The organism is Chitinophagaceae bacterium, assembly GCA_016717285.1.
Lineage (GTDB): Bacteria > Bacteroidota > Bacteroidia > Chitinophagales > UBA10324 > JACCZZ01.
The window spans coordinates 398,603-420,016 of record JADKFU010000004.1 but is presented as its reverse complement, the minus strand read 5'-3'; the positions used below and the strand labels follow the sequence as shown (position 1 = coordinate 420,016).

Genomic DNA, 21,414 nt, shown 5'->3' with positions numbered 1-21,414 from the left:
TGACAATTCACTATTGACTATTTAAAGCGGCTTGAATCGTTCAAAACCCTGCCGGCAATCAAAACAAAAATGCATACTGCGGCAAAGGGTGGATCCGAATATGGAATTCATGGTGGTGTTGCTGCTGCTGCAATGTGGACATATAGAATATTCAATGTCGCTTAAATCAAATTCACCACCGTGATGAAGTGGCGTGCCCAATCCAAATTTTTCCAGTTTAATTTTTCCCGATTCCGTTATCCGGTCAGAGTTCCATGCCACGGAACCATCCACCTGCACTGCTACTTTTTTATAGCCGAGTGATAATACTTTGTCACGGATCTGTGTCTGTAGCACCCTTATGGCAGGACAAGCTGTAAAAGTCGGTAACATCATAATCGTTACGCTGTCATCTTCAATCCTTACATCTTCAATAATTCCTAAATCAACTACTGATAAAACAGGAATCTCCGGATCCATCACTTCCTGCAAGGATGTAAAGATGATTTCTTCTTCGGTGTTTAATACGTTTACCATTCTACACCTTCCTGTAATTTAAACACCTGTGCCATCTCTTCCAGCAGGTTGTGAAGATGCTCCGTGTGATAACCTTTTCTTCCGCCAAAAGGTATCTCATCTTTTGCAACTTCCGGAAAGGTAAGCCCGGCTTTTTCAAGCTGCATCCGGATACGTTCTTCCCAGAATTGTTGCAATTGTTTTTCTCCTGAAAAAACATTTTCAGAAATCAACTCTTCTTCGTTGTCACTTTCTTCAAACAATGCAAGTGCATAAGGCATGGCAAAATTCAAAGAGGATTGCATGCGTGCGTGACTCACCTCCGTTCCATGTCCTAAACGTGTCATCCACGAATTGGCATGCAGCACATGGTATTTCAATTCTCCTTTTATTTTTCTTGCCAGACGTGCCAGCGGTTCGAAGGAGGAGGAAGACAGCATTTCGAAACGGATAGCGGCAGCATGATCATATAAAAAATGACGGACCAGACTGAAGTCATATTCACCAATCGGTAACTCTACAAGATGACAACATTTGAATTCTTTGGAACTCCTCCGGAAAGCCATCTGATCCGGTTCAGCCATGGAGCCGTGTTCATGCAGAATATTATAAAGTGATAAAGCATGACCTATCTGATCCTGTGCCATCGAAGAAAACGCAATGTCTTCTTCCAGTATGGGCCCGAGTCCCGTCCACTCACTGTTGCGATGGCCCATCACCAACACATCGTCGGCCATTTTCAACATTAATTCATTTACTGCTTTCATATTTTTGTAAATGATCAGATTTCGGAATGCTGAAGTTTCTGATCCTTTTTAAATTGGTTGATTTTATCACGCAACTTGTAACCTCCGGCTTCGCGATACATTTTTTCCGGAGTGGTTTCAAACATATCAGAGTTCTCGTATCCGAGTGAATAGATGTCTGTTGATTTCACCACCCATATATTTGCGCATTTGAGCCGTCTGCCATATTGTTCTTTCGCAAATATCAACGCCATCTCCGGATCCGGCGCATGCACTACACCCACATGAATGTGCTGTTCGCCGCGTTTTTTTTGATGGAATACTTCGAAGGTTCCCCATTCCTCCATCGAATTAAGTTGCCGGAACTGGGATGATTGTTCAAGATCAAGTCGTTGAATGCGCGGATCTATAATCGGTGTCTTTGTTTTCATTTTTTAATTGTTCAAAAAACTTCATGCAAGCGGAATGGAAAACTCCTGTCGCGGATTCATCAATGCTTCGCGTACCCAGCGTCCATGCTCTTCGGCAAATTTCCGTGTGGCCAATCGTTCTGCATTACAAGGACCATCGCCGTTGATCACACGCAGAAACTCATCCCAATCCGGATCGCTGTAATCCCACTTTCCGGTTTCAAGACTTTTCTTCAAAAGCGGATCAGGAAGTTTCAATCCCAACTCCCAAATCTTCGGTACATAGGAATCGAGGAACTGTTGTCGCATCACATCATTGCTCGCCATTTTTACTTTCCATCGCATCAGCTTTTCTCCATGCTGCGAATCCTTGTCCGGCGGTCCGAAGAAATGCATGATTGGACGCCACCAGCGGTTCAGGGCTTCCTGTACCATTTCGCGCTGTTGCGGTGTTCCTAAAGCAAGTGCGACAAAAGCATCATATCCCTGTTTGATGTGAAAGGATTCTTCATAACAAATCCTTTCCAGCGCACGACAGTAAGGTCCATAGGATCCTTTTGAATTGGCTACCTGGTTTACAATGGCTGCGGCATCAATCAGAAAACCGATCACCGGAACATCAGCCCATGTTTTTGCCGGATAATTAAAAACGTTGGAGTACTTTGATTTACCACTGAGTAAATCGTTGATCATCGCTTCACGTGACTTGCCCAGTGTTTCGGCAGCATTGTATAATAGCTGTCCGTGCCCTACTTCATCCTGCACTTTCGCGATCAGCGCCATTTTACGCCGGAATCCGGGTGCACGCGTAATCCATGCACCTTCAGGAAGTGCTCCCATAACTTCGCTGTGTGCGTGTTGTTCAATCAGGCGGATCAGTTGACGGCGGTATTCATAAGGCATCCAATCTTCCGGTTCAATTTTTTCGCCGCTGTTGATCGTAGCTTCAAACGCTGCAAGCAATAAAGGATCATCTGCATGCTCTTCGAGCTCTTTTTGTGTGGGTTCTGTGAAGATGTAGCCGCCGCCGTACATGGGAAAATTTTGAAGGGTTTAAAAGGTTTAGAGTTTGAAGGGTTTTTGTAGTGGTAGTGTTGTGATAAGATTGACTTGGTGCCTGCTTTGGCACGGTTTGCAACAGACGATAACAATCATGCTACTCCGGATGTACCCTGCCAAAGGTTATTTAACAGCGCGGTAATTACTTTCTCATTCCGTCAAGGATTAGTTTGGAGAGGTTTTCCGCGATTTGTTCGGGCGTGAATTTTCCTGCAGGATCATACCACTCATACACCCAGTTAAGGGATGAAAAAATGGTAAGCACCGTAAATGTTTCATCCAGTTTATTGAACGTTCCATTACTCATTCCATCATTAATAATCTTACGGAAAATATTCTCATAGTTGCGGCGCAATGTTTTGAACTCTGTGAGAAAAGGCTCACTCATGTACCGCCAATCGTGAAAGAAAACAGCGGATGCATCTGTGTTGGCCGTTATCACGGTGATGTGTGATTTAATAGCCTTTTCCAGAATCTTGTCTGAAAGCTTTTCTTCGTTGATGACTTTTTCAATGCCTTTAAAAAATTCATCAGCCATACGAAAGCAGATTTCTTTCAGAATGCTTTCTTTGGAATCGAAATGATTGTAGAAACTTGCCGCTTCTATTCCTACATGATCGGCCAGTTCACGCATCGAAACAGCGCGATATCCTTTCTCCCTGAATTTATGCTGCGCGATCTGTGTAATCTGATCTTTCCGCTTGATCGTCTTGTCTTTAGGCATCGTAGACTAACATTTGTTAGCAAAAGTAATTGGTTCTTGCTGAAATAAAAAACGGGGAATTTACAGTGTCATAAAGCTCCGGATTTTATAGAAATGACGACAAATTCAATGCATCAATTCACTCCGGCTTTGCAGCAACTATTTGGCAATTTAGCCATGTAACCATTCAACATCTCATCAAATAGAAAAGATGAATGCCTTCAATTTTGCCGGTACCGGCTAAAAAAATGCTCCTCATTTGTAACATAAAATCATCTTTGCATGTCCTATCACCAGTTCACAATTGCCACCCGATTATCCTGATAAGGAAAAACAAATGTCAAGATCGCCGCTAGTTTCACAATGCTGATTAACCACCCATCAAATATTTTCCTGCTGTTTAAGCGACTATTCGCCTCATTAGCATTCATGTGGTTGCTGTTATACCCATCACTCACTCTGGCCGCCAATTTTCCTTTACCCAATTTATCTTACCAGGAACAATACACCCTTTCAAAACCAGAAGGAGATTTTGAAGTGCTTGTAGTACCGATTAAAAGAGCAGAAAATCTTTTGCTGGTGGAAGCTACTGTTGATTCTGTAACCGGCAACTTTATCGTTGACACCGGCGCTCCTTACCTCGTACTGAACAAAACCTATTTCCGTAAAGGAAAAAGTAAGGACGGTGCAAGTGCAGGTGGTGTAACAGGTGGAATGAACACAGCGGTTACAAAAACGGTTATTAACCGTCTAACCATACAAGAACTTTATTACAAGTCGCTACAAGCGGATATGGTGAGTCTTGGACATATCGAGGACAGCAAAGGAGTTAAGATTCTTGGGCTCTTAGGTGCCAGTTTATTCAGCGACCTTGAAATGGAAATAGATGTGAGCAGGAATGTTTTGTATTTGTACAAACTCAACAAATCGGGCGACCGGATTGCAACAACAGGTGCAACAACCTCAGTGCAGCAGCGACTCCAGATTCCATTTGTAATAGAAAACAACATCATTTTCATTAATACTTCTATCGGGGGAAATAAGTTGCGCTACTGTCTTGACACAGGTGCTGAAATAAATGTACTTGGCAACGAAGCACCAAAAAAAGTACTGCAACACTTCAAACTTTCCAGCAGAAATTCTTTAACAGGCACGAGCAATCAAAGGGTGGAAGTGTTTGGTGGTGAATTGGATGAATTGACTATCGGCGATCATGCATTTCTGAACACCCAAACCATTCTCACCGGACTTGCAGGCCTTCAGATGGTTTATAATACAAACATAGATGGCATATTAGGATACAACTTTCTGGCGGAAGGAAGGGTAATTATTAATTTCAGGAAAAAGCAATTAACAATGTATTTTTATAACATAAAACAGCAATGAGACATCTTCCGTCATATCAATGTGTGCACGCTGATGGAAAATCGAATGCTGTGAAGTTGCCTGCAGGCAGCATTGGAATACCTGAATTATTTATGCATGCAATGCGCGACTTGACGGGCTTTTTTATCGTATTGCTCTTTCTTTTGTTATTGAACCCAATGCAGGCAAGTGCACAGAACAATGAATCGTTGCGCATTGAAAACGGGATGATGATCGTGAGGTTTGATAAACAGGCAACAGAAGACCTTACCAAACTCCTAAGCTATTTTGGGTTAAAAGAAGATAGCTTATGGAATTTTCAAAACATCGGTCAGCTTGCAAAAGAAGGATGGACGATTCATCATAGCGATAAAAATGTGGTTGAAATCGCGAAGCCTCTTGACAATGGAACTTCCATTAATTGGGGGCAACAACCCATCTACATCGAACATCCGAAGGCAATTGCCGGAACGCCCGGTTACCCTGTGCCGGTAGAATATGGTGTCAACAGTTTCAAAGCTGCTCCCACGGTATTTGAAAATCCGAAAAAAGACGAAACGGTATTTCTGCTGCGCGGATATGCGCAGGCATCGCACGTCTACCTGAGTGGTAACTTCAATAACTGGAGTACGAATGGCATCAACATGCAACACACTGACAGTGGTTGGGTGGCCATACAAAAATTAAAGCCCGGAAAATATCTCTACAAATTTATTGCCGACGGCCAATGGATCTACGATGCAAATAACAACAAACGCGAAGGTGACGGCAATGGTGGTTATAACTCTGCTTATTTTCATTACAACTATGTCTTTACACTGGCTGGACATATCGATGCAAAGAAAGTGTTGCTGGTAGGAAGTTTCAATAATTGGAATGAAAAGGAACTGGTGATGCAGCGGATGGCAACAGGATGGCGACTGCCGATGTACCTGAACGAAGGCACACATGCTTATAAATTTATTGTTGACAAAGAGTGGATGCTCGATCCAAATAATAAAGTCACCCGTCCTGATGGCAAAGGCAACTTTAATTCCTTCATGAGCCTTGGTGATACCTTGTTCTTTACTTTAAAAGGTTACACCGGTGCAAAGAGTGTAATACTGAGTGGAAACTTTAATGCATGGAATACGCAGGAGCTCTCCATGACTAAAACAGCAACAGGATGGCAAATTCCTTATGTGCTGCGTCCCGGAACCTATGAATATAAATTTATCGTGGACGGACAATGGATTACGGATCCTGACAATCCGCTAAACACCGGAAGTGGCGACATCGTGAACTCTATCCGTACTGTGCAGGCCAATTATACTTTTATATTAAAGAAATATCCAAATGCAAAAGAAGTCTTCGTAAGCGGCAGCTTCAACAACTGGTTAAAGCCCGGCTATCCGATGCAAAAGAAAGATGGTGTATGGTCGAATTCCGTATTTCTTCCTGCGGGAAAATATACTTACAAGTTTGTAGTGGATGGCAACTGGATCATAGATCCCGACAACCCGCTGTATGATGAAAACGAATATGGCACCGGCAACTCTGTATTATGGATAGAGCCGAAGGAGACGTTGTATGATAATTGAGATTCAATTAAGATTAAGTTATGGTTTGTAACCGGAAAGCGCGGTTTAAATCTCCTTTTGAACGAGTACATGGTCTTTCAACGAAACTTTAGAGCTGATGAATAATAAAATTTATCTCCTGTTATGTTTCCTCCTTCTCACGCTGACTGCTCATTCTCAAGATGGAAAAATAGTAAGTCAAACACCTTACACTATTGCTGACAGTTCAATTAAAAAGTGGATAAAAAATATACCTGATCTGAACGCAATTATTAACTCAATAGATTTTTTCAGCATCACTTATTTGTCAGACGGTTTAAAAGTAAAAGGGTATTTAGCGGTTCCAAAAAAGGCCGGAAAATATCCGGCAATAATTTATAATCGTGGCGGCAACCGGGAATTTGGCGCGTTGACTGACGGACAATTGATTCGATTTCTTGCTTTGACTGCCGGCTGGGGTTACGTTTGTATTGCCAGTCAGTACAGAGGAAATGGCGGCAGCGAAGGCAAAGAAGAATTTGGCGGAAAAGATGTGAATGATATTTTGAACTTGATACCCTGCTTGTCAGCAATTGATAAAGCGGACACTTCAAGAATCGGCATGTGGGGATGGAGCCGTGGAGGAATGATGACGTATCTCGCATTGACTAAAACAAACAAAATCAAAGCAGCGATTGTTGGTTCAGGCATGGCAGATGGATTTATACAAACGAAAAAGAGGCCGGAAATGGATTCGGTATTTATGGAATTGGCTCCCGGATACCTGCAAAACAAAGACTCCGTTTTAAAAACACGCAGCGCCGTATACTGGGCAGACAGAATTTGCATGACAACACCGCTTTTATTGTTAACTGGCAGTGCAGACTGGAGAGTGTCGCCGGAAGAACAACTCGAAATGGTAAATAAATTATATGAAATAAAACATCCGCTGCGTTTTGAATTTTTTGAAGGAGGACAACATAGCCTGATAGAACATTTTGATGAAGTTAATCAGGCAGTAAAAAATTTTCTTGATAAATATGTGCGCGACGGACAGCCGATTCCCTCTTTACAACCACATGGAAAATGAGCCTCTTTCGAATGAAACAGCAAGTATTGTTTCTTGCTTTGATAAAGTGACCAATTAAACGTGAATGCATGTTCGTATAAAAATCAAAATGCCTTCCTGTATTGCAGGAAGGCATTTTCACTGAAGCGGTTAATCCTTGCTCATTTGGGTGTGGCAGCTTCTTTCGGAGTGGTCTTCTCCATCTTGTTTGAATGCAGCTTATTATACATGCTTTCCACTTTTTTGTGCTGTGTATTGATGGCGTCCCAATCCTTTTCCATCCCCTGCACATACTGGTCATGTTGTGATGCGGGTGTGCTGTCGTAACGGTCGAGCTTTGATTTGTAGTCATTCACCATTGTATTCAGCTTGTTTGCTTCCGTAGTGAGTTCCGCATTATTTTCGGTAGCTGCTTTTGCAGAGAGTTCCTTCACCTTCGTTTGTATTTCATTCAGGTGTTTCGTAAATTCTTCCTTTTTGGCATCCTTCGGTGCCGATTTTTTTACGTCCGTGGAAGTCGTTGTTTTTTGTTCCTTTGTTTTGGAAGAAGAACTCGTTTGCGCTGCTGCATTCATTGAAAGGATTCCACTTACTGCAACAGAAAGAAAGATCAATTTTACGCTTGTTGTTTTCATGGGTTTCGTTTTTTAGTTAAAAGTTATGTAAGAACAGGCGCCTGTTTTTCAATTCCTGTGCCACCGGCAGAAAGTCTTAACATATCGGAATAACTTTAACTGAATTTAACTCACTTTAACTAAGTTGAAGGCAAATGAGGATTAAGCATCAATTCATCAGATGAAATATTACTTTGGCCAAACAACAAAACACAAATCAAAATACTGATGATTAAAATAATCAGAACAGATTCTGACAATAAGGATTTCATTGAACTCGTAAAACAACTGGATGCTGATCTGGCAATAAGAGACGGAGCCGATCATGCATTTTATGCTCAGTTTAATAAGACTAATACAATTAAGAATGTGTTGGTAGCTTACAATGGTGATATTGCAGTCGGTTGCGGGGCTATTAGGGAATATGAATCCAAAGTGATGGAAGTTAAGCGAATGTATGTAATTCCTGAAGCAAGAGGAAAAGGAATTGCTTCTAATATTTTAAAGGAATTGGAAAAGTGGGTGGCTGAATTATTCAGCGAAAAATGCATTTTAGAAACCGGAAAAAATCAACCCGAGGCAATTGCACTCTATAAAAAAAACGGCTATATGATTATTCCCAACTACGGACAATATGCGCGAATGGATTACAGTGTTTGCTTTGAAAAGAAAATTCTCTGAAGTATTGAAATTTTAAATGTACTGCCTGAAAAATGAATGCGCAGTGAAGTAAACTTTCACAAGTTCATCCCGAGTAGCATTATTGTTATTTCCTGCTGCAAACGCTGCCGTTATTTTACCGCCAGTTAACACTCAAATAAAATTAGTCTCAAGCCAGCAATTATTCGTGTTCTCCACAATTGTTTATAACCTGTGTTAAAATTTTGTTCAAAACATGAACACTTAAAATTTGCATTCAGGTGCTTTTAGAATGTACATTTATTCCACTGATTAAAACATCCGGTCGGATAGCAATAGACGGCCTCCATCTGCAAAGAAGGAGCAGCAACATCGCAAGATGAAGCACGGGTTCGAAGGTCAGGGTAATGAAAGAAGCTACGGTTTCTGACATTGCGAAAGCGGAACAGATCGAACAGATCCGTTCCGCTTTCTTCGTTTAAATCTGGCTGCATAACCCGGCGGCGGAATCTGATCTTGCTGGCCCTGAGTTTGTCGAATAGTCGAATGTTTGAGGGATCGAAAGAGTCGAAGTTCTAAGCATTCTAGTTTCGCCGTTTTAATTTTCTCAATCCATCATCCACCAATATCGCTTCCTGTAAAATCTCATAGATCAATGCCTGATTGATTTCCTTTACATCAAAGAACCGGATCAGGCCAAATCGTTTACGGTTTCCCATTTCAATAATGCCCTGCTCATTCGATAACAAATTTCCCTGGCAAAAGCCCAGAAATACACCACGCTTCGGTCCGCCTTTAGCAGATGCGGGCCATAAACAGCAAACGCTCCGGTTCCGGAAATAATAGGGAACACCGTAAGAAAATTGTTCGTCGAAATCAGGAGCTGATTGCAGGACAATTTCCCGCAGGCAAAAACAGATTTCCTGTTCATGTTTTGGAAGATCGAACATAAAAAGTTCAATGGAATGCATGATGTGAATCTACTGCAGTTTCAGATGGCTGTAAAAAAAATGTGATAATGGAAACATGAATATTCATGTTAAAAGATTTTGTGCGGGTTTCCTCTTTAGTTGGGTATGCAGCGTTCAGGAGAGTACTATCTTCGTTGAAAGCAAAAAGCACTTGAAACAGGATTACAAAATTAATGCATTGGGCGAATCAGCTATTACCATTGATTTTGGAAATTTAATAGATGAAACCATCAATAAGCAGGTGATCGCGCTGTTTCATTTGCTGCAACAGCAAAGCATTTCCGGTGTACGGGATATTATTCCCTGCTACAGCTCGCTTACTATTGTTTATGATCCGTTGCATGCCGCACTGCAGGAAGATTTTTCAGGTAATTACACGTTCTTCAAAAATATTTTAGAACAATCCATCAAAAATATGCCTGTTAAAAAAGAAATGCCGGCAGCCGTTATAAAAATTCCGGTTTGTTATCACCAAACACTTGCTCCGGATTTGAATTTGGTTTCAGCAAAAACAAATTTAGCAGCAGAAGAAATCATTCAATTGCATTGCGATAAAATTTATCGTGTTTATATGATCGGTTTTTTGCCGGGCTTTGCTTACATGGGAAAAACAAATGAACGTATCGCGGTACCGAGGAAGGAAATGCCTGCTCCGCTGGTACTTAGTGGAAGCGTTGGCCTGGCAGGCATGCAAACAGGAATCTATCCGCTCGATTCGCCGGGCGGCTGGAACATCATCGGGCAAACTCCTTTAAAGATGTTTGATGCAAAAAGACAAAATGCTGTTTTACTTGAGCCGGGCGACCGTGTGCAGTTTGTCAGCATTTCATTGCAGGAATTTAATAATCGCCGCGTGGAAACAACGCATCATAGCTCATGAGTCTCCGCATCATCAGTAAAGGTATATTGGATACTGTTCAGGATACAAGGACGATATGGTTTTCAGCATCTCGGTATTAATCCCGGAGGTGTGATGGATGCACTGGCAGCACAACTCGCAAATATTGTTGCAGGAAACAAACGTGATGAAGCCGTTATCGAGATGCATTTTCCGGCAAGCACTTATTTGTTTGAAGAGGATGCCTTGTTTGCTTTGGGTGGCGCAGATTTCAGCGCAACAATAAATGATCAGCCTGTACCGCTTTATACACCGGTGGTGATCCGAAAATATTCTGCGCTGCAATTCAAAAGAAAGGTCGAAGGCGCTCGATGTTACCTGGCTGTGCATGGTGGATTTAAGCTGCAACAATGGTTGAAGAGTTACAGTACGCATCTGAAAGCGAATGCAGGAGGAATGGAAGGAAGAAGTCTGCAACTTAATGATCAACTTCATTTTAATCAGCAATACGATTACAGTTCACTGACTGGAAAAAACGATGTACGCTTACTTCCATGGCAGGCAGATCACGAAATTTTTTATACATCGAAAGACCACATCCGGATTTGTGAAGGCCCTGAATACAACCTATTGACATCAGCGTCAAAGGTTGCAATCAACGAATCATTTTTTTTCATTACCACACAAAGTGACAGAATGGGATATCGGTTGCGCGGCGCAGCATTGAGGCAACAGCAACAGGAGGAACTTGTTTCCTCTGCGGTAGTGAACGGAACTATACAGCTATTGCCAAACGGTCAGTTAATCATCCTAATGGCCGATCATCAGACAACAGGTGGATATCCGCGTATTGCAAATGTGATATCCGCCGATCTGCCATTGCTTGCTCAGCTAACTGCCAACCAAAGTGTTCAATTTCAAAAAGTTGATCATGCTGTCGCCGAACAAATATTAGTGCACCAAAATCTTTGTTTAGAAAAAGTGCAAAACGCATGTACATTGCGTTGGTCAGAATTTTTTCACCGGTAAATTTTCTGCTTTGATTCCGTTGCATTGAAGTTTTGCAGAAAGTTTCCGGCAGCAAGAAAATTAATCTTTAGCAGAACAATAAGAAGCAACTGTATTAAAATGCACAATACTATTGATCTGAATTGCGACATGGGTGAAGGAATGATGCAGGATGCGGAATTGATGCAGCATATCAGCAGCGCGAACATTGCCTGCGGTTATCATGCAGGTGATGAAGATACCATGAAGAAAACCATTGAACTGGCGATTGAAAATAAGGTGGCGATTGGTGCGCATCCCGGATTTCCTGATAAGGAATATTTTGGCCGGAGAATTATGCCAATATCTACCATTGAAATTTATGATATTGTAACCTCACAAATTGAGAGCATAAAAAAAATTGCAGACTGCTTTAAAATAAAACTTCATCATGTTAAGCCACATGGTGCCTTGTATAATTTGGGTGCAAAAGATCGCAGCATCGCTCATGCTATTGCACGTGCAGTGAAGGATGCTGACCCAACTTTAATATTGTATGGTTTAAGCGGCAGCTTTCTGGTGAGTGAAGCGCAAACCATTGGTTTGATGACGGCAAGTGAAGTATTTGCAGACAGAACTTATCAGGATGATGGAACGCTTACCCCACGCGCAGATGCAAATGCATTAATTGACACAGAAGAAAAATGCATCTCTCAGGTATTGCAAATGATCGGTGAACACACTGTTACAAGCGTTCATAATGTTTGTATGCCGATTGTCGCACAAACCATCTGCCTGCACAGTGATGGAAAAAATGCGGTAGCATTTGCGAAAAAAATAGTGGAAGCACTCAAACAGCAACAGATTGAAATCACCGTCCCATAAACGATCACCTGCCATCCTGGGCGCGGCTTTTCTGATGGCTACCTCTGCTATCGGCCCCGGATTTCTGACACAGACAGCAGTATTTACGCAAGAGCTCGCAGCAAGTTTTGGATTTGTAATCCTGATTTCCGTCTTACTTGATATTGGAGCACAACTGAATACCTGGCGGGTGATTGCAGTGAGTGAAATGCATGCACAGGATCTGGTGAACAGCTTGTTGCCCGGATTGGGTTATGTACTCGCTGTATTGATTGCCTTTGGCGGATTAGTATTTAACATTGGCAACATAGGAGGTTGCGGACTCGGATGGAATGTATTATCAGGGCTTCCATATACCGAAGGTGCTTTAATCAGTTGCTTTGTCGCGCTGGGAGTTTTCTGGATGAAAGAAGCAGGAAAAGCAATGGATGTATTCACCAAAATACTTGGCGTGATCATGTTAATACTCACGTTGTATGTTGCGATCAGCGCACATCCGCCGTTAGCCGCTGCGGCAGTAAACAGTTTCTTTCCCGAAAAAATAAGCGTGATGGCTATCGTAACGTTGGTAGGAGGAACTGTTGGCGGATATATCAGTTTTGCAGGTGCGCATCGTTTGCTGGATGCAGGCATTAAAGGAAAAAATCAATTGCCTGCCGTAAGCCGCAGTGCTGTAAGCGGTATCTTAATTACCACCACCATGCGCTTGCTTTTATTTCTTGCAGTGCTGGGTGTGATTGCACGAGGAGTGATTCCTGATAAGGAAAATCCTGCGGCATCTGTTTTTAAAATGGCAGCAGGCGAAACCGGATATTATTTTTTTGGCGTAGTCATGTGGAGTGCGGCTATCACTTCAGTAGTTGGTGCTTCTTATACTTCCGTTTCCTTTCTTAAATCTTTGCATCCGTTCATTGAAAAAAATCATAGATGGTTTATCACTTTATTCATTATAGTGTCAACGATCATCTTCCTTTCCATTGGCAAGCCCGTGCAACTGTTGGTTGGAGCAGGGGCTGTTAACGGACTGATTCTTCCTTTCGCCTTGGCCTGCATACTAATCGCTTCGCACAATTCGAAGCTGATGAAAGACTATAAACATCCATTGTGGATGCAAGTGGCAGGATGGATTGTTGTAATGGCAGTTGGTTGGATGGGCATTCAGACTGTTATTGAATGGTTGGAATGAGATGACCTCTTTAATTCACAAGGGGCCTTACATTATCCGATTCAATTTTTGGCTAGACATTGAGTAATTCTCAATTCCTAATTCCGAATTTCTCCAATTCGCAATGGATGCGCTTCATTATGTACTTTTGCTCTTCTCAATTTTTCAAACATGTCAAAGTATTCAATGAGCATGAAACCTGTGGTTGTCGTAATTACAGTTGCAGCACTTGCTATCAGTGCTGTTTGTCTTTCATTTGCCTGTTTCAGGTTACCTGAAGCAAACAATAAGGAATTACTTGGATTAGTGATGGGTGGTATCAGTGCCGCACACTATGCCCCGCAACCTGTAGATGATGTTTTTTCTGAAAAAATTTTTAAAGAGTTTATCGAAAGGGTAGATTACAATAAAAAGATTTTCACCCGAAAGGATATCGATCTGTTGGCATCCTATAAGGAGCGTATTGATGATCAGTTGCAGGACAGTTCCTACGTTTTTTTTGACGCGGTGATGAAAATTTATGCGATCCGTGTTAAGCAGGCCCAACGCTATAGTGTGGCGGCGCTGGAAAATCCTTTCGATTTCACTATTGATGAAAGTCTTGAAACTGATGGCGACAAACTGTCTTTTGTTGCAGACACTAACGCCTTGAAGGAAGAATGGAGAAAATACATGAAGCTGCAGGTGTTGCAACAGTTGAATCTTTCAGAAGAACAACAACAAAAAGCTAAAGAGAAATCAGACACCGTTAAAATAAAAACGTTTGCAGAGCTGGAAAAAAGTGCGCGGGAGAAGGTGAAAAAAAACAACAAGGATTTTTTTGAGCGGGTTAATGAATTGGAAAATAATGACTGGCTGGCGATTTATATCAATACCATTTCAAACATTGAAGATCCGCACACAGAATATTTTCCACCCGTGCAAAAGCAAAATTTCGACATCCAGATGACCGGTCAACTGGAAGGTATCGGCGCACAATTACAACAACGCGATGGGGAAATCAGGGTTACCAGCATTGTTGCAGGAAGTGCATCCTGGCGGCAGGGGCAATTGAAAGCAAACGATGTAATTATAGCCGTGGCACAGGGAGCAGCAGACCCCGTAAGCATTGAAGGCATGCGGCTTGATAAAGCCATTCAGTTAATTCGTGGAAAGAAGGGAACAGAAGTGAGACTCACTGTTCGTAAACCGGATGCCTCTGTTTTGATCATTCCAATTGTCCGCGACATTGTGGTACTGGATGCCACGTATGCTAAATCTGCTATCATTAATTCAGGCGGCAAGAAAATCGGTTATATCCGTCTTCCTGAATTTTATGCACCGTTCAATCAGCAGGGAGGAAGAAGCTGTGCTGACGATGTGAAAGCAGAACTGGAGAAATTGAAAGCTGAAAATGTGGCCGGAATTATTCTTGACTTGCGCGACAATGGAGGCGGTTCGCTGCAGGAAGCAGTGAAACTCGGTGGCTTGTTTATTCCAACAGGACCCATTGTGCAGGTGCGACCGCGTGGTGCAAAACCGAATGTGCTTTATGATACAGATCCTGGTGTTGTTTATAGTGGTCCGCTCACCGTAATGGTGAATTACTACAGTGCATCGGCGTCTGAAATTGTAGCGGCAGCCATGCAGGATTACCATCGCGCTGTACTGATTGGAAGCAGCAGCACTTACGGAAAAGGAACCGTTCAGAATCTTTTCAACCTTGATGATTTCGTATCGCAATCAGAGAACAGCCCTCCTAAATTAGGCTCTCTCAAAATCACGATTCAAAAATTTTATCGCATCAATGGCGGTACAACCCAGTTACAAGGTGTAACGCCTGACATTGTGCTGCCTGATCCGTATTCGCAGATTACGAACGGGGAAAAGGAAGATCCGTATGCCATAGGATGGGATGAGATTGCTCCGGCGAAATATGAAAACTGGAATGCAACGAATAATATTGCAACATTAAAATCGCACAGCCAGCAACGCATCGCAACAAATAATTCCTTTCAGTTGATACAACAGGAAGCTTCCGATTTCAAATTAAGGAAAGACAATTCTGTTTATTCCCTCAACTACAAAAAATTCAGCGCGCAGCAAAAGGAGCTGGATGCAAAGGATAAAAAATATGATGCCATTGATGCAGACTCCATGCTGGTGGCTGTTTCCAATCTCGCTGTTGATATGACAAAAATAAATGCCGACAGTACTGCCGTCGCACGCAATCAACAGTTCCTGAAAAATCTGAAGAAGGATATTTATTTGTATGAAGCAACGCAGGTGATGGAGGAAGTGAAGTGAGCGCCTATTGGCTGGAACATATGCATTAACTTTTGATCACATCGCACTGTGAACAGTTGTTGACTTCAATAGTAAATGTTGTGAATTAACGTCACCTGAATTTTTGTGCCCAATGGGCGTTCCCTTTTTGTTCGGGTGCAGTCAGATGATAATACCTGTTCTTCTTTCTCATACCACATCCCTATTTTTGCCGTTCAAGCTTATTTCCTGAGACAACTACTTTCCTATATCATTATCATAATACTGCTGAACTCCTGTGCCAGTCAGATGGCACCAACAGGCGGTGAAAAGGATATTATTCCGCCAATACCAGTACGCACTAATCCAGAGAACCTCTCCATTCATTTCAAGGCGCAAAAAATCACCATCACCTTCAATGAATTCATACAGGCCGGAGATTTTGGGTCACAGGCATTTTTTTCTCCTGCTCTGAATATTAAACCGCTATATCGTGTGCATGGTAAAACACTCACCATTACACTTAATGATACATTGAAATCACAAACAACTTACACGATAAATTTCGGAACGGCTGTGAAGGACATCACCGAAGGAAATATTATGGTGAATTACCAATATGTTTTTTCCACCGGTGATTATATTGATTCGATGAGCATTCAGGGTGTGGTAAAAGGAGCAGAAGACGGTCTCGTCAAAGAAAATGTTATGGCAATGTTGTACAACGATCTTACTGATTCAATTGTAGCCAAAGAACGACCTGCTTATTACGCGCACACTGATAAAGACGGACATTTCGAAATCAGTCATTTGAAGGAAGGCACCTATCAACTGATTGGATTGCGTGACCTGGATGCAGATCTCCTTTTAGGACCGGGAGAAGAAGTTGCTTTCGTTGACACCGCTGTTCAGATTAATGACAGTACGGGTTTCTATACACTTCAGATGTTTAAGCCGATTGCTGAAAGTCAGAAAATACTCGGCACGCATTCCTCACAGCCGGGAAAGCTGACCATTGCTTTCGCAAAGCAGTTGGAGCAGTTAAAGGTTATTCCACTCAGTGGAAATGCCCGGGATGGCGTGTTACAATTTAATGCTGCAAGAGACACTGCGATATTTTTTCTGAATGATGTAGCATCTGACAGCATTCAGCTTCAGGTGGTAGATGGTTCTTTTACCGATACGGCCGAAGTAAGAATGAAAAAGGTGAATGAAAAGGAAAAAGTACTGTTGCCGAAGTTTACGGTAGCCTCTGTTTTAAAAAGCGGAAGAAGCAGTCAGCAGCAGGAACCGGATAAACCATTCCTGCTGCAATTTTCAACGCCTGTTATTTTTGTATCTGAAAATAAGGAACTGTTGCTTACGGATGACTCTACGAAAACCAGTGTTACCACCAAAGTTGAGCTGAAGGCAGACACCGGCACCTTGAGAAAAAACGGATCTTTCATTTTTCCATTTACGGAAAAGACGAGTTATACACTCCTGATTCCTGATTCGGTATTTAAAGATGTGTATGGCCGCTTCAACGACAGCACAACTATCAGGTTCACCACCTTTGAAAAATCTGCTACCGGAAATCTCCTGCTGAAAGTGACGACCGATTCCATCAAAAATTATTTTTATGAATTGCGCAACAGTTCAAAAGAAGTGATTGCACGTGGCAAACTGAAACATGGATTGAATGAATTGAATTTTCAGGCCATGCGCCCCGGAAATTATTCATTGAAAGTGATTGATGATTTGAATGCCAACAACCGCTGGGATACCGGCAACTATTGGAAGCATTTGCAACCGGAGAAAATCTATAACTATACGGATGATATTACGCTTCGTCCAAATTGGGATCTCGATGTGGAGATGAAGGTTGGAGTTGGGAACAAATTGACAGGTAGAAGATGACCCTGTTATTTTTATTTTATGCTTTATCACTACTCTTTCTCTCAAAGTAGCGGAAAATAATACAATCCTGGAATAAGAAAGCCCACTATTAAATCACGCTACTCAAAACCTTCCCAACCAATCCGATGGATGCAAAAAAAATCCCCGCCACCGGCAGGGATTTTAAATGCAATGATTTAGAAAATTATTACTTCGCTGCTAATGCTTCTGCCTGGAACACAGTTCGCGTTTGGTTCTTATAATCGGTGATCATCACTTTTTGGGTAAGGGATGGAATGAAGGCAATCTCTTTTGAATTCTCTGAGAGGAAACCGGAACCAAAATTCATTTCGCAACGGATCTTGCGTCCGTCTTTCAGATAGATATCAGCGTATTTATCCTGCTCGGTGTATTTCACCTTGCTGTTGTTTGCATTCAACTGGTAAGCAAACATCTTATCGTTGTTGTTGGTACCAAGAATCACAGACGTCTGATTTTTACCAACGCTGATCACTGCCAATGCTTTGGCATCTTTATCAGAGAAGAAACCACTTTCGCGGCTTGGCAGGTAAGTGAAGTTTCCTTTACCATCGCCCAGTAATATTTCTCCGATAAATGCATCGTTGCGTTCTGTCTCTGATTCCTTGTTGTAGAAATTGCCATGGTACATCAGGTCAAGGTTGCCATCACTATTCACATCATAGGTCAGCATTCCAAACATGCTTGAAACCTGTGCACGCATCGGCAAAGCACGCATCGCAAATTTACCATTGCCTAAATTTTCAATGTATGAACTGGCCAATGTGCTGGCTGTAAGATGAAAAGCTTTGTCTAAACCCTTGGGGCCATAAATTTCATTGGTGGAAGAAAGTGCAAAACCTGAATATGTTTTAAATTCTTTGGCAAGCACCGGCATTTGTTCCGCGCTGTATTGCAGGTTTTTCACAGGATAACTCTGACCGAAGTTGTAGAATGACATCACCACATCGTTGGTACCATTCTTATCAAAATCATAGGAATAAAGATCAATCGGTTCTTTCTCACTCGGTTTGTAATAACGTGTATTGAGACCTTCATTGCCGGCGATATAATCTACGTCACCATCATTATCGAAGTCGCCGGACACCATGCTGTTCCACCAGCCCGTCATGTTCTGTAAACCTGTTTGCGCTGTTACGTCATCGAACTTGCCATTGTTGTTTTTAAGGAACGTAACCGGCATCCATTCGCCACCGAGCAGGAGGTCAAGCTTTTGATCGTTGTCGAAATCTGTCCAGAGTGCTGAACAAACAAGCCCTGCTTTCTCCAGCGAAGGCGCAACACTCGCCGTTACATCCGTAAATTTTCCCTGGTCGTTTTTCAGTATCACACTTTTTGCCGGTGTAGGATAATGCTGTGGTGTTAATCGTCCACCTACAAATAAATCGAGGTCGCCATCATTGTCATAATCACCTGCCACTACACAGGAACCACTCGTAAACAAATCGGGTAATGCTTTATCAGCGGAAGAAAATTTACCGGTTCCATCATTCAGGTATAAATGATCGCGGTAGTTTTTGTCTTCCATGTTAAACTGGCTTCCGCCGGTTGCAACATACAAGTCAAGATCTTTGTCGCCATCGGCATCAAAGAAAAGTACGCCCATCTCATCTGATGCTTTATCACTTGCCCAGGGCTGTCCGGTTGAAACAGCAAATTCACCATTCGCGGTTTGCAAATACAATGCGCCCGATTGGCGCGTAGCACCTCCCACAAAAAAGTCATCAAGACCATCGCCGTTCACATCACCAATTGCCAATCCGGGACCGAAGTAGCTGTTCTTTTCAGGAAGCAACAGTTCGCGTTTAAAATCATCAAACGCGTCTTCTTCATGTTTGAAATCTATTTTCAGCTTGTCGGTTACATTGGTGAAAAGCACATTCGGCTTTGCTTGTTCGGGTGCTTTTTCATTGGCGTCAGCATACTTCAGTGTTATAATCTGGTTGGAAGCAATGCCTGAAAGTGTCTGTGTCTTTCCATCCAACCACGTCACCACTACTTTGTCAACTGTTGTTACATCACCCAATCCGAAATGCATCAGATCTTCAGAAGTAGACTGATAACCTCTTACAATGTGATTGGTTTGATATTGTAAACCGTTCTTGGTATAAATATGAACATCAGCACCAATTCCTTTTTTATTCTTTTCACTGCCACTGAAACGGAATTCAATAAAATTATGCTTGAGTGTTTGTGCTTCGTTGTTGCGATAGATGAAAGGTGATTGTTCAGTGTTACTGCTGATGATGTCAATATCGCCGTCACGATCGAAGTCAGCAAATGCAGAACCGTGTGTTATAGTTGGTTGATTGAAACCCCATTCATTGGTCATGCGCGTAAAAGTGAGATCGCCGTTGTTTTTGAATACTACGTTAGGATCTTTTAATTTTTTCTTGTTGATGATCGCGCTGATCTTGCTGAACATTGCGCTGTCGCCACGGCGTGTGGCGTCTTTCAGTCCTTGTATCAATTCACGCTCATCAATGTTGAAGGTTTTGTAATAACCATTGGATACAAAAAGATCCTGGTATCCATCATTGTCAAGATCAACAAGCAATGGAGCCCATGACCATTCTGTAGCATCCACACCGGCCATACAGGCAATTTCAGAAAAAGTACCGTTGCCATTATTCAGTTGCAGCATGTTGCGTACATACTGATAATGATAACCGCTGCTCACCATGTTGTTAAATTCTGCACGACGTTGTGCAAGCATGAAGGAGCGACGAACATAAGAATGATCGAATTTCATGTCCACCACAAAAATGTCCGGATAACCATCATTGTTGATGTCACCTACGTCAGCTCCCATTCCGAACAGCGATGTTTTTTTCAATACTTCACGTGCTGATTCTTTAAACTTACCATTGCCCTGATTGATGAAATAATAATCGTGCATGGCAAAATCATTGGCAACATACAGATCGGGCCAGGTGTCGCCATTGAAATCTGCAACGGTGCAACTGAGCCCGTAGCCATGTGTATCAATACCTGATTCTTTCGAAACATTTACAAAGTGACCATTGTCATTCCGGAAAAGTCGATCGCTTTGGTTGGTATGGTTCTCGATTTTCTCCAGGTTGTTGAAACGCATCTTCTCGATCCAGTCTGTAGGATGATTGGCAAGGAAAAGATCAAGGTCACCATCTTTATCATAGTCGAAAAAGTTGGCCATGATGGTGTAAGTGTCAGGTGCATCTATGCCATATTCTTTGGCCTTTTCGGTAAAGGTTCCATTTCCATTGTTTACATATAATAGATTAGCGAGTGAATCTTTCCAACGGGAACGGCAAACATAAATATCATCAAACCCATCATTGTTAATGTCTACAATAGACACACCAGTTGACCAGCCTTTCTTCGTTGTAAGAATACCGGCTTCAGCAGTCACATCTTTAAACTTCATGTTGCCTTCATTCAAAAACAGCTTGTCCGGAACAATATTACCAGTCATGTAAACATCCGGCAATGAGTCACCATTCAAATTCAATACTGCAACACCAGCACCATTGTAGAAGTATTGGTAGATGTTGTTGTCGTTGCGCATGCGAAAACCTACATCATTCGAAAACACAAGCCCTGTAGTAGCGCTTGAGAGAATATCGAAAAGTTTTCCGCCTGGTTTATCTATCGGGTCAAATTGAGTGCTGTCGTACGTAGGAAAATCCACTACCGTAAGATCTGCTTTCTTATACCCGCTGTTACAGGATGCCAGCAGCGCTACCGAAAAAAGTATTGCAGCTAAGTATCCTGTATTTATCATTCCTGGTTTCATTTTATAATTCATTTT

At 42.1% G+C, this 21,414-nt stretch carries 18 protein-coding genes; 10 read left to right on the top strand and 8 right to left on the bottom strand.

Annotated features, from left to right (window positions below; genetic code table 11):
* Positions 1-21: 21 nt before the first annotated feature.
* The 5 genes from paaJ to IPO83_07010 form a co-directional block, all read right to left on the bottom strand.
* A complete protein-coding gene (paaJ, locus tag IPO83_07030; protein MBK9731025.1) occupies positions 22-516 on the bottom strand; it encodes a phenylacetate-CoA oxygenase subunit PaaJ in 495 nt (164 codons plus the stop codon).
* Positions 510-1,262, bottom strand: coding sequence for a phenylacetate-CoA oxygenase subunit PaaC (gene paaC, locus IPO83_07025; protein ID MBK9731024.1), 753 nt, complete (start codon positions 1,260-1,262; stop codon positions 510-512). Before paaC ends, paaJ begins: the two co-directional genes overlap by 7 nt.
* A 14-nt stretch (positions 1,263-1,276) precedes the next feature.
* Complete coding sequence (paaB, locus tag IPO83_07020) at positions 1,277-1,672, bottom strand: 1,2-phenylacetyl-CoA epoxidase subunit B (protein MBK9731023.1); 396 nt, start codon at positions 1,670-1,672, stop codon at positions 1,277-1,279.
* Between the two features lie 21 nt (positions 1,673-1,693).
* Positions 1,694-2,686 (bottom strand): 1,2-phenylacetyl-CoA epoxidase subunit A, encoded by a 993-nt coding sequence (paaA, locus tag IPO83_07015; GenBank protein MBK9731022.1) that lies wholly within the window; start codon positions 2,684-2,686, stop codon positions 1,694-1,696.
* A 166-nt stretch (positions 2,687-2,852) separates the two neighbouring features.
* Positions 2,853-3,416: a TetR family transcriptional regulator gene (locus IPO83_07010; GenBank protein ID MBK9731021.1), complete on the bottom strand. Its 564-nt coding sequence runs from the start codon at positions 3,414-3,416 to the stop codon at positions 2,853-2,855.
* 426 nt (positions 3,417-3,842) lie between these two features.
* Here IPO83_07010 and IPO83_07005 point away from each other — a divergent pair, with 426 nt between their 5' ends.
* From IPO83_07005 to IPO83_06995, 3 genes are all read left to right on the top strand, one after another.
* A complete protein-coding gene (locus IPO83_07005) occupies positions 3,843-4,799 on the top strand; it encodes an aspartyl protease family protein (protein MBK9731020.1) in 957 nt (318 codons plus the stop codon).
* Positions 4,796-6,358, top strand: coding sequence for a glycogen-binding domain-containing protein (locus IPO83_07000; GenBank protein ID MBK9731019.1), 1,563 nt, complete (start codon positions 4,796-4,798; stop codon positions 6,356-6,358). Before IPO83_07005 ends, IPO83_07000 begins: the two co-directional genes overlap by 4 nt.
* A 97-nt stretch (positions 6,359-6,455) precedes the next feature.
* Positions 6,456-7,406 carry a prolyl oligopeptidase family serine peptidase gene (locus IPO83_06995; GenBank protein ID MBK9731018.1) on the top strand — a complete coding sequence of 317 codons (951 nt, stop codon included), beginning with the start codon at positions 6,456-6,458 and terminating at the stop codon, positions 7,404-7,406.
* 140 nt (positions 7,407-7,546) lie between these two features.
* On the opposite strand, the gene IPO83_06990 is transcribed toward IPO83_06995, so the two are convergent.
* The gene (locus tag IPO83_06990; GenBank protein MBK9731017.1) at positions 7,547-8,020 is read right to left on the bottom strand and encodes a hypothetical protein; all 474 of its coding nucleotides are present in this window, start codon (positions 8,018-8,020) and stop codon (positions 7,547-7,549) included.
* 207 nt (positions 8,021-8,227) lie between these two features.
* Between IPO83_06990 and IPO83_06985 the strand changes: the two genes are divergently transcribed.
* Positions 8,228-8,680, top strand: a complete 453-nt coding sequence (locus IPO83_06985) for a GNAT family N-acetyltransferase (protein ID MBK9731016.1) — start codon at positions 8,228-8,230, stop codon at positions 8,678-8,680.
* A 542-nt stretch (positions 8,681-9,222) separates the two neighbouring features.
* Here IPO83_06985 and IPO83_06980 read toward each other — a convergent pair.
* Positions 9,223-9,609 carry a DUF1801 domain-containing protein gene (locus IPO83_06980; protein ID MBK9731015.1) on the bottom strand — a complete coding sequence of 129 codons (387 nt, stop codon included), beginning with the start codon at positions 9,607-9,609 and terminating at the stop codon, positions 9,223-9,225.
* A gap of 151 nt (positions 9,610-9,760) precedes the next feature.
* Between IPO83_06980 and pxpB the strand changes: the two genes are divergently transcribed.
* From pxpB to IPO83_06950, 6 genes are all read left to right on the top strand, one after another.
* On the top strand, positions 9,761-10,489 hold the full coding sequence (gene pxpB, locus IPO83_06975; GenBank protein MBK9731014.1) for a 5-oxoprolinase subunit PxpB: 729 nt from the start codon (positions 9,761-9,763) through the stop codon (positions 10,487-10,489).
* Positions 10,490-10,519: 30 nt separating this feature from the next.
* Positions 10,520-11,476, top strand: a complete 957-nt coding sequence (locus IPO83_06970; GenBank protein MBK9731013.1) for a biotin-dependent carboxyltransferase — start codon at positions 10,520-10,522, stop codon at positions 11,474-11,476.
* A gap of 99 nt (positions 11,477-11,575) precedes the next feature.
* Entirely contained in the window at positions 11,576-12,319 is a 744-nt protein-coding gene (locus IPO83_06965) for a LamB/YcsF family protein (protein ID MBK9731012.1), read from the top strand.
* 34 nt (positions 12,320-12,353) lie between these two features.
* On the top strand, positions 12,354-13,484 hold the full coding sequence (locus IPO83_06960) for a divalent metal cation transporter (protein ID MBK9731011.1): 1,131 nt from the start codon (positions 12,354-12,356) through the stop codon (positions 13,482-13,484).
* A 150-nt stretch (positions 13,485-13,634) separates the two neighbouring features.
* Complete coding sequence (locus tag IPO83_06955) at positions 13,635-15,749, top strand: carboxy terminal-processing peptidase (protein MBK9731010.1); 2,115 nt, start codon at positions 13,635-13,637, stop codon at positions 15,747-15,749.
* Positions 15,750-16,016: 267 nt separating this feature from the next.
* On the top strand, positions 16,017-17,606 hold the full coding sequence (locus IPO83_06950) for an Ig-like domain-containing protein (GenBank protein MBK9731009.1): 1,590 nt from the start codon (positions 16,017-16,019) through the stop codon (positions 17,604-17,606).
* Between the two features lie 187 nt (positions 17,607-17,793).
* On the opposite strand, the gene IPO83_06945 is transcribed toward IPO83_06950, so the two are convergent.
* Positions 17,794-21,399 (bottom strand): VCBS repeat-containing protein, encoded by a 3,606-nt coding sequence (locus tag IPO83_06945; protein ID MBK9731008.1) that lies wholly within the window; start codon positions 21,397-21,399, stop codon positions 17,794-17,796.
* Between the last annotated feature and the right edge of the window lie 15 nt (positions 21,400-21,414).

Excerpts from the sequence above, each read along its gene's own strand:
- paaJ (MBK9731025.1), bottom strand. The coding sequence starts at position 516 with ATGGTAAACGTATTAAACACCGAAGAAGAAATCATCTTTACATCCTTG.
- paaC (MBK9731024.1), bottom strand. The coding sequence starts at position 1,262 with ATGAAAGCAGTAAATGAATTAATGTTGAAAATGGCCGACGATGTGTTG.
- paaB (MBK9731023.1), bottom strand. The coding sequence starts at position 1,672 with ATGAAAACAAAGACACCGATTATAGATCCGCGCATTCAACGACTTGAT.
- paaA (MBK9731022.1), bottom strand. The coding sequence starts at position 2,686 with ATGTACGGCGGCGGCTACATCTTCACAGAACCCACACAAAAAGAGCTC.
- IPO83_07005 (MBK9731020.1), top strand. The coding sequence starts at position 3,843 with ATGTGGTTGCTGTTATACCCATCACTCACTCTGGCCGCCAATTTTCCT.
- IPO83_07000 (MBK9731019.1), top strand. The coding sequence starts at position 4,796 with ATGAGACATCTTCCGTCATATCAATGTGTGCACGCTGATGGAAAATCG.
- IPO83_06995 (MBK9731018.1), top strand. The coding sequence starts at position 6,456 with ATGAATAATAAAATTTATCTCCTGTTATGTTTCCTCCTTCTCACGCTG.
- IPO83_06990 (MBK9731017.1), bottom strand. The coding sequence starts at position 8,020 with ATGAAAACAACAAGCGTAAAATTGATCTTTCTTTCTGTTGCAGTAAGT.
- IPO83_06985 (MBK9731016.1), top strand. The coding sequence starts at position 8,228 with ATGATTAAAATAATCAGAACAGATTCTGACAATAAGGATTTCATTGAA.
- IPO83_06980 (MBK9731015.1), bottom strand. The coding sequence starts at position 9,609 with ATGCATTCCATTGAACTTTTTATGTTCGATCTTCCAAAACATGAACAG.
- IPO83_06965 (MBK9731012.1), top strand. The coding sequence starts at position 11,576 with ATGCACAATACTATTGATCTGAATTGCGACATGGGTGAAGGAATGATG.
- IPO83_06960 (MBK9731011.1), top strand. The coding sequence starts at position 12,354 with ATGGCTACCTCTGCTATCGGCCCCGGATTTCTGACACAGACAGCAGTA.
- IPO83_06955 (MBK9731010.1), top strand. The coding sequence starts at position 13,635 with ATGTCAAAGTATTCAATGAGCATGAAACCTGTGGTTGTCGTAATTACA.
- IPO83_06950 (MBK9731009.1), top strand. The coding sequence starts at position 16,017 with ATGGCACCAACAGGCGGTGAAAAGGATATTATTCCGCCAATACCAGTA.
- IPO83_06945 (MBK9731008.1), bottom strand. The coding sequence starts at position 21,399 with ATGAAACCAGGAATGATAAATACAGGATACTTAGCTGCAATACTTTTT.